Raw genomic sequence first — 17,038 nt, forward strand, 5'->3', positions numbered from 1 at the left:
CTTGCGACGCTCCGTGATGATGGCGTGGAGTCCACCCGCCGCGATCACGACCTGCGTGCCTGCGTCCGGATCTCCGTCGGTGATCGAGAAGACGGTCCCGGTGATCGTCACGGGGCCGTGCGGGCCATCGTCGACCCGGGCACCCGCCACGATCGTGATCGTCGCCCCGACGCCCGCTTCGACCGCCTGCGCGACCGCCTCGGGATCGAAGATCGACGCCACCAGGGTCGTGCGGTCGGATCCGGTGAGTTCGGAATGCGCGAGCAGGTGTGCAAGGGTCCACGTCACATCGCCCGCCCCGCCCGCCGTCGGATTGTCACCCGAGTCCGAGATCAGGTAAGGGTGGGGCGCTCCCGGCGCGAGCGCCTTCTCGAGCGCCTCATCGAGCGTGCCCGTCTCAGCGACGAACACGAAGTCCTCGCGAGCCTCCCAGAACATGCGGGCCACCCGCTCAGCCTCACGCGCGATCAGCTCCCGATCGTCGCCGGTGACCACGACGTACGCCTGGCAACGGGGTTCGTCGGCCCAGGCGTAGCCGATCCAGACCGAGGCATCGACGACGCCCGGAAGCGCCTCGATCTCGGGCAGCTCGGCGTAGATGCTGCGTGCGGGCTCGAGTCGGGTGCTGGTCTTCTCGCCGGGGAGCAGGACCGGGACCGGCACCCACGCCACGAACGGCCGACGGCCCAGCGGGTCGGCGCCGTGCGGCCCCCGCAGCCGGGCGAGGAGGTTCCACACCGCCCGTTCCTTGGTGTTCATCCAGTCCTCGTGCGGCGCCATCCGGTAGCACGTGAGCAGGTCGACCGCGTCGCGCAGCACCTCGGAGACGTTGCCGTGCAGATCCATCGATGTCGAGACCAGCGTGTCCGGACCCAGTGCCGCCCGCACCGCGAGCGCGAGGTCGCCTTCGGCGTCGTCGAGCCCGACGACGCTCATCGCTCCGTGGATGTCGAAGAAGAAGCCATCGAAGGGGCCCTGCTCGCGGATGCCCTCGACGATGGCGTCCTTCATCCGACGGTAGGTCTCGGGCGCGACGGCACCACCGGGCAGCGAGCGACCATGAGTGAGGGGCACCCACTCGGCGGCCGCAGCGAGCTCGCGCCCGTCTTCGAGGAACGGGTAGTAGCTGCGCAGAGCGTCACCGGTGCGAACCGTGAAGGCTTCGTCGCCGGAGATGTGCGGGGAGAATGTGCTCGACTCGATGGAGATCCCGGCGATACCGATCCGGGGCTGCGCGAGCCCCCCGTCGGCGACGGTCGGAAGTGGCCCCATCCAGATCTCGTGGGCTTCGGGACGTACGGTCACGTGATGTGCTCCTTGTCGGTGCGGGAGGTCGGGCTCAGTGTGCTCCCGCCGGGACCAGAGCCCGGCGGGCGGTCTCGATGGCGCCGAGAGCGACGGCATCGGAACCGAGGACGGCGGGGACGATGCGCAGTGGGATCCCGGACACCGGGGAATCCGTGTGCAGAGTACGCGTGATCGCGGGCTCCAGAAGATCCCAGGCCGACGTCACGCCTCCTCCGACGATGGCGCACGGCAGGTCGAGGATCGTCGCTGCGCTGGCGCAGGCGAGGGCGAGTGCGCGGCCGGCGGCGTCGAACACCGCGATCGCCTGCACATCACCCGCTCGTGCACGATCCGCGACGACTCTCGCGTCGCGGACGATGTCGCCGGTGCGCTCCTGGTACCGCATCGCGATCGACGTACCGGACGCCAATGTCTCGAGGTGCCCGACCTGCCCGCAGGTGCAGACCAGCTCGCTGTAGCCGGGTGTGTGCCCGATCTCTCCCGCGGCACCGTGCGGTCCGTGGTGGAGCTCACCGTCGATGAGGAGCGCGCCTCCGACCCCGGTGCCGAGCATCACGCCCAGCACGTCGCGGTCCTCGCGGCCGGCGGCGGCGGCTTCGCCCAGGAGGAACGCGTTGACGTCGTTCTCCACACGCACCGGCACCCCCAGTCGCGCTTCCAGCTCCTCGGCGAGCGGGAAGCCCGCCCACCCGACGAAGGTCGCCGAGGCTGCGCGGATCGTGCCGGTCTCGTGGTCGATGACACCGGCAGCGCCGACACCGGCCGCCGCGAGCGGGACACCGGCCTCGGCAGCGAGAGAGGCGGCGAGACCCGCGGCTGCATCGGCCATCGCCGCACCGCCCTGCGCTGCGGGGGCGCCGACGCTCCCCCGTGCCAGCACCGTCCCCTCGCTGCTCACGAGGAGCGCAGCGATCTTGGTGCCTCCGATGTCGATACCGACGACTCCCGATCCGGATGGGCTCGAACGCGTGACGGGCATGGTGGTCCCCTGTTCCTGGCCGATCATGCTCAGCGGCCGCCCAGTCCTGCCATCGCGATGCCCTTGACCAGGTGCTTCTGCAGCACGATCACGAGAATCGTCGTCGGCACCATCGAGATGATCGCCGCAGCCATCTGCAGGTCCCAGCGCGTCCCGGTGAGTCCGGCGAAGCTCGCGAGACCCACGGGGAGGGTGCCGTGCGCGTTGTAGTCGACCGTCACGATGAGCGGCCACAGGTAGCTGTTCCAGAAGGACAGGAAGGTGAACACGGCGAGCACCGCAACCGCCGACTTCGACAGCGGCAGGATGATCTGCAGGAACGAGCGCACGGGCCCGGCGCCGTCGACGCGCGCGGCCTCCTCCAGCTCATACGGGATACCGCGGAAGAACTGCCGCATCAGGAACGTGCCGAACGCACCGAACGCGAACGGGAGGACGAGCGCCTGATAGGTGTCGACCCAGTTGAACCACTGCATCACCTGGAACATCGGGATCACGAGCACCTCGGCGGGCACCATGAGCGTCGCGAGGAACAGTACGAAGACAGCGTCCCGTCCCTTCCAGCGCAATCTCCCGAAGGCGTACCCGGCCGTGGTCGACACGATCAGCACGACGAGGGTGCCGAGGATCGCCACGATGAACGAGTTCATGATGTAGGTGAGGAACGGGCCGTACGCGAAGACGTCGACGAAGTTGCTCCACCGAAGCTCCGACCCGACCAGGGTCGGCGGCATGGAGAACATCTCCGAGTTCGGCTTGAGCGCCGAGAAGAACGCGTAGATGAGCGGGGAGATGAAGATCAGCGCGGCGACGTAGATCGCGACGTGCGCGAGGATCAGCCGCACACGCGACGCAGGCGTGGTGGCGGCACCACGTGCACGCTCGCGGTCCGAGCGGCCGGCACGGCCTGTGGGGCGGACGAGGGTCTCAGTGCTCATAGTGCACCCACTTCTTCTGCGCGGCGAACTGGAGACCTGTGATCGCGATGATGATCGCGAAGAGGATCCAGGCTGCCGCGGCGGCGAGGCCGAGGTCGCCGAAGGTGAATCCCTGCTCCCAGATGTACATGACGAGCGGCTTGGTGGCGTTGCCCGGGCCGCCGCCGGTGAGCATCTGCGGCTGTACGAACACCTGCAGGGACGTGATCATCGTCATGATGGTGGCGAAGAAGATCGAGGGCGAGATCATCGGGATGATGATGCTCCACACCCGTCGGAGTCCTCGGGCGCCGTCGATGCTCGCCGCCTCCAGCACGCTCTCGGGGAGCTGCTCGAGTGCGGCCGAGAAGATCAGCATGTTGTAGCCGAGCCCCTGCCAGACGCTCATCACGACGACCATGATCATCGCCCACGACGGGTCGGCCAGGAAGTTCGGCAGCTCGATGCCGAACCACGTCTGCGAGAGGCCGTTGAAGAGCCCCTGTGGCTGCAGCATCATCTTCCACACCAGCACGTTCGCGACCATCGGGGTCACGACCGGGATGAAGAAGAGGACGCGCAGGGCACCTCGCCCGCGGATCCGCGACCCGAGGCCGAGAGCGAGCACGAGCGAGAGAGCGACACTCAACGGCACGTACAGCAGCGTGTACACCGCCGAGTTGCGCAGCGCAGGCCAGAAGTCCGGGCTGCTGGTGAACAGCTTGACGTAGTTGTCCACCCCGTTGAAGTTCCGCTCGCCGAAGGTCGGCCAGTCGAAGACGCTCATCACGATCGAAAGGCCCACGGGCACGATCGTGAACAGGGCGAGCCCGATCAGGGCGGGGCTTGCGAACCCCAGCGCCTGACCGGCCTCGACCTTGGCGAGCGATCGTCGACGTCTCGTCGTGATCGTCATCTCATATTTCTTTCTTTGTCACCACTGACGGCCGAAGCCGGATCACTCGCCGAACTGGGCCTGGGCGTTCGACAGCAGCTCGTCCATCGTCATCTGGCCGTTGTAGACGCTGACGAGGTTGGGCTGGATGTAGCTGTCGAGCTTCTGCCAGTTCTTGGTCATGTACAGCGGGACGGTGTCACCGAAGGCCGCCTCGAAGACCGACTGCACCTGCTCGCGGTACTCCTCATCGATGGACTCGAAGTACAGCGGCTGCGACGACGTGCGTGCCGGGTACGAGCGGCCGGACGATGCGATGTAGTCCTGAGCGTCCTCGCCGAGCAGCGAGCCCATGACCTTGAGCGCCGCCTCCGGGTTCTCGCAGTTCGCCGAGATGCCGTAGCCGGAGCCGAGGATCGGGCCGGGGTTGCCGTCGACACCAGCGGGCAGCGGGACCATACCGGCCGCGAAGCCGGACTCGTTGTTCAGGTAGCTGACGGCGTTCCACGTGCCGTCGACCGCCATGGCGGCGTTGCCACCCGTGTACTGGTTCTCGCCCCAGCCTGTGTCGGAGGCAGATGCCACGGGGGCGGCGACCTTCTTCTCCGTCACGAGCTCGGCGTACCACGTGGACGCGTCGACGAACGCCTTGTCGTCGATGTGCAGGGTGCCGTCTTCGGAGGCCGGCTGCGTCGCGGAGTACGCGATCGGCATCGACATCCACTGGTATCCGCCCATGCCCATGCCGAAGCCGTACTTGCCGTCCTTCGTCGCGTCGGCGGCGATGGCGTCGAAGTCGTCGAACGTCCACCCGATCTCCGGCGTCGCTGCGCCGGCAGCGGTGAGCATGTCCTGGTTGTAGTAGACGAGCATCGTGGCAACGTCGAACGGCACGCCGTAGACCTTGCCTTCGAAGCTGAGGATGCCGTCGGCGCTCGGGTTGAAGTCCGCCCAATCGATGCCGGCCGTCTTGAGGTCCGCGTCGCTCAGCTCACGGAAAGCACCGGTGTAGCCACCGAGCTGCGCGCCGCTCATACCGGTGACGCAGGCCATGTTGCCGCTGGCCATGTTCGTGGTCAGCTTCGTGAAGAAGTCGCTCCACGGCGAGGTCTGCAGCTTGATCTTGATGTCGGGGTTCTGCTCCTGGGCGAATGCGACCTGCGCCTCGAGGGCATCCACGTCGGACTCGCTGCCTGCCCACATGTCGACGACGATCGTGTCGCCGTCGGCGGAACCACCGTTGCCGCTGCTGCTCGCGCAGCCGGTCATCGCGACTGCGACGCCGGTGACGGCGACGACAGCCCCTACACGCAACTTCTTCATTGAATGCCTCCTGGAAGGGAACTAGTTGCTTCGCGGGTCGAAACAACCTAGTAGGATTTCGTATGAAGTTACCGTTTCACACTTCGCAAGAGGCCGCAAGCTGAACATCCGATGTTTATCGGAGCTTGATAATTCGTAACTCCCGGGAAACATGACCATCCCCTACTACGCTGACGAATGCTCCGACCAGGAAAGTGCTCCCATGCCAAACCCCGCTGACACCGCCGTCGACGACCCGCACACCCGCCGCATCCTCGACCTCGTCGCCCGCGGCGAGGCCCGCTCCCGCACCGAGCTCGCCGCCGCACTCGGCGTGGCCGCCTCGACCGTGGGCCTCCGCGTGCAGTCCCTGCTCGACGCCGGCGTGCTGCGCGAGGCCGGCGACGGCACGTCACGAGGTGGACGCCGCCCGCGGGTGCTGCAGATCTCCGCGGACGGTGTCGTGCTCACCGCCGACCTCGGCGGCGGCCACGCGCGTATCGGCAGGCACTCCCTCAGCGGTGCTCTCCTGGACAGTCGCTCGATCACAGTCGATGTGACCGAGGGGCCGGAAGCCACGCTCGACCGCATCGGCGAGGTCTTCGACCGACTCGCCTCCGAGTCGCGGGTCCACGCGATGGGCATCAGCCTGCCCGGTCCCGTCGACATCGCCACCGGCACGGTCGACCAGCCGTCGCGCATGCCGGGATGGCCGGGCTTCCGTGTCGGCACCCATCTCGCGACGCGCTACGGCGTGCCGGTCGCGGTCGACAACGACGCCAACCTCGCGGCGCTCGGCGAGCATCGCGAGCGCTTCGGGCACACCGGGCACAGCATCACGGTGAAGGCCGGCACGGCCATCGGAAGCGGCATCATCGTCGATGGACACGTCCACCGTGGGGCGACGGCCGCGGCAGGAGACATCACCCACACGCGGATCGACGGCAGCGGCGACATCCCATGCTCCTGCGGCAACACCGGCTGCCTCGAGACGGTGGCCAGTGGGGCGAGCCTCGTGCGCCAGATGCGCGAGCGCGGCAACGAGGTGGTCCGCACCACGACCGACGTGCTGAGCCTGGCGCGCGACGCCGATCCCCTCGCGACCACCCTGGTCCGCACGGCGGGAACCCATCTCGGCCAGGCGCTGTCAGGCGTGGTGAACTTCTTCAACCCGCACGCGGTGTTCCTGACCGGCAGCATGAGCGCCTCGGAACCGTTCATCGCCGCCGTCCGCAGCCGCGTCTACGAGGCATGCCACCCCCTCGCGACCCAGCGACTGCGCATCGAGGCGGCGACGACCGGCGCCGACGCGATCCTCCACGGCGCCGCACGCCTTGCGCTCGAAGGCATGGAGATACCGGTGACGACGGCCTGAGCCGTCGCCACCGTGTGGATCATTCGTCGATGAGCGTCAGCTCGACCACCGGCACCAACACCTCGGGACGCCGCACCGGCAGATGCACGGTGAGCGTCCCCTCCGCCTCCCCCGCGGGCGTCATCAGATCAGCCTGACGGTCCGGGTCGGACACACTGGTCTGCAGCCAGGATCCGTCGTTCAGCAGCCGCGCGTAGGAGACCTTTCCGGCGAGCTCCGGAAGGTGCACGAAGCCCATCGGCCAGCTGAACAGGCTCAGGTAGAGCTTGTTCCCGCGCCGGGTGTAGACGCCCTCGCGCGGCGGGGTGAGCGGCGCATGCCCGGCCCCGATCACGGCATCATGGTGCAGACGCATCCACTCGCCGATCTCCGCCAGGGTGCGGGCATCCCGGGGCGCGATCGCACCACGACCGTCAGGGCCGATGTTGAGCAGCATGTTCCCGCCCATCGACACCGAGTCGACGAGCATCTGCACGAGCAGCGTGGCGGACTTCTGGTCCATGTTGTCCCGGTGATAACCCCAGGAGCCGTTGAGCGTCTGGCATGCCTCCCAGGTCAGCGGTACGCCGTCGCGCACGATCGGTGCGGTGGGCTGATACTGCTCCGGCGTGACGAAGTCGGCGGGGATCCCGAGCCGATCGTTGACCAGCATGTCGGGCTGGAGCTCCCGGCACAGCGCGAGCAGGGTGGTCGCATCCCAGTCCTCGGGCCCCTTGCCCGCCCACCCCTCCTTGCTCTCGGGATAGGTGAAGTCGAAGAAGAGGTAGTCGATTTCCCCGTACTCCGTCAGGAGCTCCCGCACCTGACCGTGGAGATAGGCGCGGTATCGGGCCATGTCGCGTCCGACGTTGAGCTCGTGGGCGTTCTCGTCATCGCGGCGCGGGTGGTTCCAGTCGACGGTGAAGTCGGGGTGATGCCAGTCGATGACCGAGTGGTACAGGCCGACCTTGATCCCTTCCGCGCGCAATGCCTCGACGTACTCACGCACGAGGTCGCGTCCGACGTTCGCCACGGAAGTGAAGTCGGTGAGCTTCGAATCCCACAGGCAGAAGCCGTCATGGTGTTTCGTCGTGAGGACGACATAGCCCATGCCCGTCTCCTTCGCGGTGCGTGCGAGGGCTGCGGCGTCGAAGAGATCCGGATCGAAGTGCTCGAAGTACGGACGGTAGTCCTCATCCGTCAGACGCTCGTAGTTCTGCACCCATTCATGACGGGCAGCCCCGCTGTAGAGGCCGAAGTGGACGAACATCCCGAACCGGGCCCGGTCAAACCATTCCTGTCGCATGGCTCCCATCCTGACACAGACATCCGATGTCTGGCGTGATTTGGCGCAGACCACACGAAGAACGGGCGCCCCCGGAGGGACGCCCGTTCTTTCGTGAATCGAATCAGCGTGCCGCGCTGCCGTCGACGTAGTCCTCGTCCTGCTGCTTCCAGGCGAAGAGCGAACGCAGTTCCTTGCCGGTGACCTCGATCGGGTGCTGCTCCTCCTTGGCACGCAGTGCCAGGAACTCCTCCGCCCCGTTGTCCTGGTCATCGATGAAGCGCTTCGCGAAGGCGCCGGACTGGATGTCCGCGAGGACGCCCTTCATGCTCTCCTTGACGCGCTCGTCGATCACACGCGGGCCCGAGACGTAGTCGCCGAACTCAGCGGTGTCGGAGATCGACCAGCGCTGCTTGGCGATGCCGCCCTCCCACATCAGGTCCACGATGAGCTTGAGCTCGTGCAGCACCTCGAAGTACGCGATCTGCGGCTGGTAGCCCGCCTCGGTGAGCGTTTCGAAGCCCGCCTGCACGAGGTGGCTCACGCCACCGCAGAGCACGGCCTGCTCGCCGAACAGGTCGGTCTCGGTCTCTTCGGTGAAGGTCGTCTTGATGACGCCGGCGCGGGTGCCGCCGATGGCCTTCGCGTAGGAGAGGGCGAGGTCCCAGGCGTGACCCGATGCGTCGCGCTCGACCGCGATGATGTCCGGGATGCCCCGGCCGGCGACGAACTCGCGACGAACCGTGTGGCCCGGAGCCTTCGGCGCCACGAGGATCACGTCGACGCCCTCGGGCGCGTCGATGTAGCCGAAGCGGATGTTGAAGCCGTGGGCGAAGGCGAGCGTCTTGCCGGCGGTGAGGTTCGGCGCGATCGACTCGCTGTAGATGATGCGCTGGTGCTGGTCCGGCGCGAGGATCATGATGACGTCGGCCCACTCGGTGGCCTCCGCGACGGTCTTGACGGGGAAGCCCGCCTCTTCGGCCTTCGCAGCGGACTTGGAGCCCTCCTTGAGAGCGATGGCGACCTCGACGCCCGAGTCGCGCAGGTTCTGCGCATGCGCGTGGCCCTGCGAGCCATAGCCGACGATGGCGACCTTCTTGCCCTGGATCAGGGACAGGTCGGCGTCGGCGTCGTAGAAGATCTCGGTGCTCACTTTGTGTTTCTCCTTGTTCGTGACAGTGGTGCACGCCCTGCACGTCCGAGGACGGCGGGGCAGGTAGGTGTGATGGTCTGGAAGGTCAGCCGCGCAGGACGCGTTCGGTGATGCTCTTGCCGCCTCGTCCGATGGCGAGAAGACCGGACTGGGCGATCTCCTTGATCCCGAAGGGCTCGAGCGCGCGAAGCATCGCGTCGACCTTGCCCTTGTCGCCGGTGACCTCGATCACGAGGGCATCGGAAGCGTAGTCGACGACGGACGCACGGAAGAGGTTCACGACCTCGATCACGTTCGACCGGGTGGCGTTGTCGGTGCGCACCTTCACGAGCATGTGCTCGCGCTGCACGGACGTGGCGAAGTCGAGCTCGACGATCTTGATCACGTTGATCAGCTTGTTGAGCTGCTTCGTGACCTGTTCGAGCGGGAGCTCATCGACGTCGACGACCACCGTGATGCGCGAGATCCCGGGGACCTCGGTCACGCCGACGGCGAGGGAGTCGATGTTGAAGCCGCGGCGGGCGAAGAGCCCCGCGACACGGGTGAGAAGACCGGGGGTGTTCTCCACCAGCAGGCTCAGCACGTGGGTCGACATGGCTCAGTCCTCCTCGTCGAATGCGGGCGCGTGCTCGCGGGCGTACTGGACATAGCTGTTGCTGACTCCCTGGGGGACCATCGGCCACACCATCGAGTCGGCGCTCACGACGAAGTCGATCACCACGGGGCGGTCGTTCGTCTCGAGTGCGAGCTGGATGGCGGCGTCCACCTCTTCTTCCTTCTCCACGCGGATCGCGAGGCAGCCGTAGGCCTCGGCGAGCTTCACGAAGTCGGGGATGCGGATCGTGCCGTGCCCGGTGTTGAGGTCGGTGTTGGAGTGGCGACCGTCGTAGAACAGCGTCTGCCACTGGCGGACCATGCCCAGCGAGGAGTTGTTGATGATCGCGACCTTGATCGGGATGTTGTTGATCGCGCAGGTCGCGAGTTCCTGGTTGGTCATCTGGAAGCAGCCGTCACCGTCGATCGCCCAGACGGCGCGGTCGGGTTCGGCGACCTTCGCGCCCATCGCCGCGGGGACCGAGTAGCCCATCGTCCCGGCACCGCCGGAATTCAGCCAGGCGTTCGGGCGCTCGTACTTGATGAACTGCGCGGCCCACATCTGGTGCTGTCCGACGCCAGACGCGTAGATGCCCTCGGGTCCCGTGAGCTCACCGATCCGCTGGATGATGTGCTGCGGGGCCAGGAGCCCGTCGGTCGTCGGAGCGTAGCCGAGCGGGAACTCGGTGCGCAGGCCGTCGAGGTATGACCACCACTCCGCGATGTCGGGCTTCACGCCCGCGGTCGCTCCGCGGAAAGCCGTGTCGAGATCGGTGAGCACATCGCGCACATCACCGACGATCGGCACGTCGGCGGTTCGGATCTTGGAGATCTCCGCGGGATCGATGTCGACGTGCACGACCTTGGCGTTGGGGGCGAAGAGCGCAGCCTTGCCCGTCACGCGATCGTCGAACCGTGCACCGAGGGACACCAGGAGATCGGCCTCCTGCAGCGCCAGCACAGCGGGAACCGTGCCGTGCATGCCCGGCATCCCGAGGTGCTGCGGGTGCGAGTCGGGGAATGCACCGCGCGCCATCAGCGTGGTGACGACCGGAGCGCCCGTGGACTCCGCGAGTTCGAGCAGCTCGGCTGCCGCCCGGCCGCGGATCACGCCGCCGCCGACGTACAGGACGGGCTTCTTGGCCTCGGCGAGGAGGCTCGCAGCCGCTTGGATCTGCTTGCCGTGCGCCTTGGTGACCGGGCGGTAGCCGGGGAGGTCGATCTTGGGCGGCCACACGAACGGTGCCGTGGCCTGCTGCGCATCCTTCGTGATGTCGACGAGGACGGGTCCGGGACGACCGGTGCCCGCGATCTCGTAGGCCGCGGCGATCGCACCCGGGATGTCGGCGGCGTCCTTCACCAGGAAGGAGTGCTTCGTGATCGGCATCGTGATGCCCACGATGTCGGCCTCCTGGAACGCGTCGGTTCCCATCAACGTCGAGAACACCTGACCGGTGATGGCCAGCAGCGGCACCGAGTCCATGTAGGCGTCGGCGATCGCCGTGACCAGGTTCGTCGCTCCGGGACCGGACGTCGCGATGCACACGCCCACCTTCCCGGAGGCCGAGGCATAGCCCTCGGCGGCGTGACCGGCGCCCTGCTCGTGCCGCACCAGGATGTGGCGGAGCTCGGAGGCGTCCATGAGCGGGTCGTACACCGGCAGGATCGCTCCTCCCGGAAGCCCGAACACGTCGGTGACACCGAGCAGCTCGAGCGAGCGCACCACGGCCTCGGCGCCGGTGATCTCCGGCGCAGACGTTGGACGAGCGGGCGGCCTCGGCACGGCCGGGGCGGAATCAGCAGTCATGAGTTTCCTTCTGATGATCTCTGGAGGACGCCGGATGCCGGAGCGTCCGGGTCAGCCGGTGGTCGCTCCCTCGGCGGCGGACCGCACGAGGCGCGAGTACTTGGCAAGAACGCCTCGGGTGTAGCGCGGGGGAAGCGGCTCCCAGCCGGAACGGCGGGAGGCGAGCTCTGCGTCATCGACGAGTAGATCGAGAGTGCGAGCTGCGATATCGACCCGTATCAGATCACCATCGCGCACGAAGGCGATAGGACCTGCGTCCACCGCTTCGGGTGCTATGTGGCCGATGCACAGGCCGGTTGTGCCGCCTGAGAATCGTCCGTCCGTCAAGAGTAGTACATCTTTTCCGAGCCCCGCGCCCTTGATGGCCGCGGTGATGGCGAGCATCTCCCGCATACCCGGTCCACCCTTGGGGCCTTCGTAGCGGATGACGATGACGGTGCCGGGCTCGATCTCCCCGTCGGCGACCGCATCCATGGCGGCGCGCTCGCGCTCGAACACGCGGGCGGGCCCCTCGAACACCGCGGCGTCGAAGCCCGCGGTCTTCACGACAGCGCCCTCCGGTGCGAGTGAGCCGTGCAGGATCGTCAGGCCGCCGGTCGCGTGGATCGGGTTGTCGAACGTGTGGATGACCTCGCCGTCGATCGGCATGGGGTCGAGGTCCGCGAGGTTCTCGGCCAGCGTCTTGCCGGTGACGGTGAGAGCGTCGCCGTGCAGCAGCCCCTCATCGAGCATCGCCTTCATGATCACCGGAATGCCGCCGTGACGGTCGACGTCGTTCATGACGTACTTGCCGAACGGCTTCATGTCGGCGACGTGCGGGACCTTGTCCCCGATGCGGTTGAAGTCGTGCAGGCTCAGCTCGACGTCGGCCTCGCGGGCGATCGCGAGCAGGTGCAGCACGACGTTGGTGGAGCCGCCGAGAGCCATCGCCAGCGCGATCGCGTTCTCGAACGACTCCTTGGTCAGGATGTCGCGGGTCGTGATGCCCTGGCGGAGCAGGTTGACGACGGCCTCGCCCGAGCGGTGCGCGAAGTAGTCGCGACGACGGTCCGCGGCGGGCGGCGCGGCGGATCCGGGAAGGCTGAGACCGAGGGCTTCGGCGACCGAGGCCATCGTGTTCGCGGTGTACATGCCACCGCAGGCTCCTTCACCGGGAGCGATCGCGCACTCGATGCGCTTGAGGTCCTCTTCGCTCATGAGACCGGCACGGCACGCCCCGACCGCTTCGAACGAGTCGATGATCGTGACGTCCTTCTCGGTGCCGTCCGAGAGCTTGACCCACCCCGGGGCGATCGAACCGGCATAGAGGAAGACACTGGAGAGGTCGAGGCGTGCACTGGCCATGAGCATGCCCGGGATCGACTTGTCGCAGCCGGCGAGCAGGACGGAGCCGTCCAGACGCTCGGCCATCATGACCGTCTCGACCGAGTCGGCGATGACCTCGCGGGACACGAGCGAGAAGTGCATGCCCTCGTGGCCCATCGAGATGCCGTCCGAGACGGAGATCGTGCCGAACTGCAGCGGGTACCCGCCGCCGGAGTGCACGCCTTCCTTCGCTCCCTGAGCGAGCCTGTCGAGGCTCAGGTTGCAGGGCGTGATCTCGTTCCAGCTCGAGGCGATGCCGATCTGCGGCTTGTCCCAGTCCGCGTCCCCCATGCCGACGGCACGGAGCATACCGCGGGAGGTCGTGGCCTCGATGCCGTCGGTGACGACGCGGCTGCGGGGCTTGATGTCGATGGGCGCGCTGCTGGCAGGATCATGCGAGGACATGACGGAAGTCTATTGCCGCGCGGCGGTGCGTTCGTCCGCCAACGCCTCCAGAAGCTCGGCGATCTGTTGTGGAGTGTCCACACGCAGGGTCGCAGCGCTCTCCCCCGGGCCCACCCGCACACCGAGATCGTCCGGTCCCAGCACGCGCATCGCGTCCTCATCGGTCACGTCGTCGCCCGCGAACAGGATGCCGGTGGCGTCGAAGCGCTCCCGCAAAGCGGTCATCGCGGCGTCCTTGCCCTCCGTGCGCGAGGAGAACTCCAGCACACGGTGCCCTGCCCGACGACGCCAGTGCGGGAAGCGCTCGGCGACCAGCGCATCGATCTCGGCGAAGACGCGCTCCTCCGTCTCGCGATTGGCGCGCCGGGTGTGCACACCCATACCGAACGTCTTCGGCTCGAACTCGGCACCCTCGTAGCGCGCGATGATCGGCTTCGCGGCGGCCCAGAGCTCTTCCCGGGTGCCGTCCTCGTCGAAGCCGTCATGGACGGCGTCGGGGTCATCGCCGGGGAACCAGTACTGGGCACCGTGCGAGCCCGCCAGTGCGATCGCGGAGTCATCCGTGTGCTCGGTGATCACGCGCAGATCGTGCATGCTGCGTCCGGAGACGTAGGCGACGACCGTGTCGGGCAGCGCCGCGAGTCGCTCGACCTGGACGGCGACTTCGGGGAGCGCACGCGCGGCCATCGGGTCGGGCACCAGGGGTGATGCGGTGCCGTCGAAGTCGAGGGCGACGACCAGCCGAGGCGTCGCCGCCAGCGCGCTCAGGTCTTCGTCCGCGGTTCCGGGGGTCCAGGGGCGCGTCACAGCTTCTCCAATCCGCGGGGCGTACCCCGTGTCTCCATTGCGAGGTCGATCAGCGCGCACGCACTTCGGCGAGCGCGGCCAGGAACGAGGAGGACCAGGCGTTGACGTCGTTGTCCAGCACACGCCTGCGAAGTGATCTCATGCGTCGTCCCTGGTCGGCAGGAGACATCTCCACCGCGGTCATGATCGCGTCCTTGAGGCCCTCGATGTCGTGCGGATTGACCCGCACGGCCTGTCGGAGCTCGTCCGCGGCACCGGTGAACTCGCTCAGCACCAGCACACCGCGGTCGTCCACACGGGTCGCGACGTACTCCTTCGCGACGAGGTTCATGCCGTCACGGAGAGCGGTGACCAGCATCACGTCCGCGGCGAGGTAAAGCGCGACCATCTCTTCGCGCGGGTACCCCTGGTGCAGATAGCGGATGGCGGAATGCCCGACCGTGTCGGTGTCGCCGTTGATGCGGCTGACCGCGAGCTCGATCTCGTCTCGCAGGTGCACGTATGCGTCCACGCGCTCCCTGCTGGGGCTCGCGACCTGGACCAGCGTCACGTCCTCGATCTTGAGACGCCCTTCCGCGAGCAGCTCCCCGTAGGCCTTGATGCGATGGCGGATGCCCTTGGTGTAATCGAGGCGGTCGACGCCGAGCAGGATGCGCTTCGGGTTGCCGAGGCTGGCGCGGATCTCCGCTGCACGGGCACGGATGTCCGCGCGTCCCGCGAGTTCGAGGTAGGGCGCGGTGTCGATCGAGATCGGGAAGGCCTTGGCCAGAGCCGGCCTCACGCCGTCGCCTTCGGGGACGGAGACGTTGGGCCCCTTCACCTCGTAGCGGAGCCGGCGGCGGACGGCCGTCAGGAAGTAGGTGGCGTCCTGAGCGCGTTGGAACCCGATCACGTCGGCACCGAGCAGCCCACGGAGCACCTGGTCACGCCACGGCAGCTGCGCGTACAGCCCGTGAGCGGGGAAGGGAATGTGGTGGAAGTACCCGATCGTCACGTCGGGCCGGATCTCGCGCACCATCTGCGGGACGAGCTGCAGCTGGTAGTCGTGCACCCAGACCGTGCCGCCCTCGGCCACCGCGGACGCCGCCGCCTGCGCGAATCGACGGTTGACGGTGACGTAGGCCTCCCACCATTCACGGTGATACTGCGGGGGCGCGATCACGTCATGGTAGAGCGGCCAGATCGTGTCGTTCGCGAAGCCCTCGTAGTACTCCGCGACCTCCTGCGCGCTCAGCGGGACCGGGACCAGTTCGATGCCACCGGCTTCGAACGGGGCCAACTCGACATCGGCCTGACCGGCCCAGCCGACCCAGGCACCGTGCACGTTGCGCATCATCGGCTCGAGAGCGGCAACGAGTCCTCCCGGCGACGTCCGCCAGACCTCCTCGCCGTCAGGCCCCTCCACCCGATCGACGGGCAGCCGGTTGGCGACGACGACGAAATCTGCAGCTGCCAAGGGGGCTCCTCACACCAGGGGGTTGAGTCCAACTTACCCAGGTTGGCGTGACTCTGCCGCGCGGTGTCAGACCGTCACGGACAGACGACGCCGCTCACCGCTGAGAACCCAGTTGGCGGCCCCGGCCGCGAACGTGATGAAAGCGGCGACCATCGGCAGGAGGAGAGCGGCGGAGGTGCCGATGCTCTCGGCGATCTCTCCGGTGACGGCTGCGCCGATGGACTGCCCCACGACGACGCCGGAGCCCAGCATCGTCATGACGGTCGCGGAGCGACCGAGCGGGCTGCGGGCGGCACCGAAGCTGTACTGGGTCACGAGAGTCGGGCCGATGCCGATGCCCATGATCGCGAGAGCCAGGACCATCGCGCCCGGCGAATCGACGACGCTCAGCAGGAGCGTGCCGACGAACAGGATTCCGGAGAAGACCAGCCAGCGCGCGCGCAGCGAGAACGCGGGCGGCAGCCAGGCCACGCCCAGGGCGAGCAGGGCGGAGCCGACCCCCATCACGCCGTAGAGAAGGCCGGCCTGCTCCGGAGCACCCCGATCCGCCATGAACGAGGTGAGCGAGGTGAGCATGGCTCCGAAGAACATCCCGACGCCGAGGATACCGACGACGACGATCAGCAGCCGCGGGCGGAACAGCTCCGAAACGGCCGAGGGCGCTCTCCCGTCGGCGTCACGGTCCTGCGAGACATGGCGGCCGCTTGGGTGGAGGGCGAACGCCCCGACGAACACGACGGTGAGAACGGCGGCACCGACCAGCGGCGCCCACGGCGAGATCGCCGACGCCAGGATGCCGACCAGGAACGGGCCGAACACGAAGACGGTCTCGTCGGCGGCGGACTCGTACGCCATCGTGCCGGACACCGTGCGATCACGTCGGGCCTCCGGCATCCGGTCCCGGATGATCGTGACCAGTCGTGAGCGCGAGAGCGGAGCGACCTGCGGCGCCGTCGCACCGATGCCGACCGCGGCGAGCAGTACGAAGCCGTCCGCGGCCGTGCCGTAGACCACGAACGTGAAGAGCAGGAGCATCGCGCCGTTCGCCAGCGCGAGGATGACGAGCACCGCACGCTGGCCGAATCGGTCGGCGGCAGCGCCGAGCAGAGGCCCGAAGCACGCTGTGCCCAATCCGACGGCAGCCGACGTCAGGCCTCCGAGCGAGAGGGATCCGCGCGCGGAGACGACGACCGTCAGCACGCCGACGACCATCATCGCGAAGGGCAGACGTGCGATGAAGGCGATGAGGAAGTACGGGAGGCCCGCGATGCGGAGGAGGCTCGGGCTCTGCGGGGCGGAGTTCGGTGATGCGGGTGCGTGTGTCATGGCTCTCGCGCGTCGATGACGCGATGTCGGGTGCCGCCGCTGTCCGCCGGATTGCCGGCGGCCGGTAGATACACGGTGTGTGCGG

The 17,038-nt window shown here is 67.7% G+C and carries 14 protein-coding genes; 1 reads left to right on the forward strand and 13 read right to left on the reverse strand.

Features of this window, described 5'->3' with window-relative positions:
- From L978_RS00450 to L978_RS00470, 5 genes are all read right to left on the reverse strand, one after another.
- Nucleotides 1-1,305: M81 family metallopeptidase (locus L978_RS00450; protein ID WP_047519220.1), on the reverse strand; the 1,305-nt coding region annotated here is incomplete at its 3' end.
- Nucleotides 1,306-1,339: 34 nt separating this feature from the next.
- Entirely contained in the window at nt 1,340-2,287 is a 948-nt protein-coding gene (locus tag L978_RS00455) for an ROK family protein (RefSeq protein WP_052193235.1), read from the reverse strand.
- Nucleotides 2,288-2,316: 29 nt separating this feature from the next.
- Nucleotides 2,317-3,225: a carbohydrate ABC transporter permease gene (locus tag L978_RS00460; protein ID WP_047519222.1), complete on the reverse strand. Its 909-nt coding sequence runs from the start codon at nt 3,223-3,225 to the stop codon at nt 2,317-2,319.
- Complete coding sequence (locus L978_RS00465) at nt 3,215-4,120, reverse strand: carbohydrate ABC transporter permease (protein ID WP_047519224.1); 906 nt, start codon at nt 4,118-4,120, stop codon at nt 3,215-3,217. Before L978_RS00465 ends, L978_RS00460 begins: the two co-directional genes overlap by 11 nt.
- A gap of 42 nt (nt 4,121-4,162) precedes the next feature.
- Nucleotides 4,163-5,422, reverse strand: coding sequence for an ABC transporter substrate-binding protein (locus L978_RS00470; protein ID WP_047519229.1), 1,260 nt, complete (start codon nt 5,420-5,422; stop codon nt 4,163-4,165).
- Nucleotides 5,423-5,624: 202 nt separating this feature from the next.
- Here L978_RS00470 and L978_RS00475 point away from each other — a divergent pair, with 202 nt between their 5' ends.
- The gene (locus tag L978_RS00475; RefSeq protein WP_047519231.1) at nt 5,625-6,776 is read left to right on the forward strand and encodes an ROK family transcriptional regulator; all 1,152 of its coding nucleotides are present in this window, start codon (nt 5,625-5,627) and stop codon (nt 6,774-6,776) included.
- Between the two features lie 19 nt (nt 6,777-6,795).
- Here L978_RS00475 and L978_RS00480 read toward each other — a convergent pair whose 3' ends face one another.
- The 8 genes from L978_RS00480 to L978_RS00515 form a co-directional block, all read right to left on the reverse strand.
- Nucleotides 6,796-8,070, reverse strand: coding sequence for an alpha-L-fucosidase (locus L978_RS00480; RefSeq protein ID WP_442921776.1), 1,275 nt, complete (start codon nt 8,068-8,070; stop codon nt 6,796-6,798).
- A gap of 94 nt (nt 8,071-8,164) precedes the next feature.
- Nucleotides 8,165-9,193, reverse strand: a complete 1,029-nt coding sequence (ilvC, locus tag L978_RS00485) for a ketol-acid reductoisomerase (protein WP_047519233.1) — start codon at nt 9,191-9,193, stop codon at nt 8,165-8,167.
- An 85-nt stretch (nt 9,194-9,278) separates the two neighbouring features.
- Nucleotides 9,279-9,788, reverse strand: coding sequence for an acetolactate synthase small subunit (gene ilvN / locus L978_RS00490; protein WP_017830816.1), 510 nt, complete (start codon nt 9,786-9,788; stop codon nt 9,279-9,281).
- A gap of 3 nt (nt 9,789-9,791) precedes the next feature.
- Nucleotides 9,792-11,594, reverse strand: coding sequence for an acetolactate synthase large subunit (locus L978_RS18850; RefSeq protein WP_047519234.1), 1,803 nt, complete (start codon nt 11,592-11,594; stop codon nt 9,792-9,794).
- 51 nt (nt 11,595-11,645) lie between these two features.
- Entirely contained in the window at nt 11,646-13,364 is a 1,719-nt protein-coding gene (gene ilvD, locus L978_RS18855; RefSeq protein ID WP_047519236.1) for a dihydroxy-acid dehydratase, read from the reverse strand.
- Nucleotides 13,365-13,373: 9 nt separating this feature from the next.
- The gene (otsB, locus tag L978_RS00505; RefSeq protein ID WP_052193229.1) at nt 13,374-14,171 is read right to left on the reverse strand and encodes a trehalose-phosphatase; all 798 of its coding nucleotides are present in this window, start codon (nt 14,169-14,171) and stop codon (nt 13,374-13,376) included.
- A 49-nt stretch (nt 14,172-14,220) separates the two neighbouring features.
- Nucleotides 14,221-15,627: an alpha,alpha-trehalose-phosphate synthase (UDP-forming) gene (locus tag L978_RS00510; RefSeq protein ID WP_047519238.1), complete on the reverse strand. Its 1,407-nt coding sequence runs from the start codon at nt 15,625-15,627 to the stop codon at nt 14,221-14,223.
- 66 nt (nt 15,628-15,693) lie between these two features.
- The gene (locus L978_RS00515) at nt 15,694-16,953 is read right to left on the reverse strand and encodes an MFS transporter (RefSeq protein WP_047519240.1); all 1,260 of its coding nucleotides are present in this window, start codon (nt 16,951-16,953) and stop codon (nt 15,694-15,696) included.
- Between the last annotated feature and the right edge of the window lie 85 nt (nt 16,954-17,038).

Origin of the sequence: Microbacterium sp. ZOR0019 (genome assembly GCF_000800925.1) — a bacterium.
In the GTDB taxonomy this organism is placed as follows: domain Bacteria; phylum Actinomycetota; class Actinomycetes; order Actinomycetales; family Microbacteriaceae; genus Microbacterium; species Microbacterium aurugineum.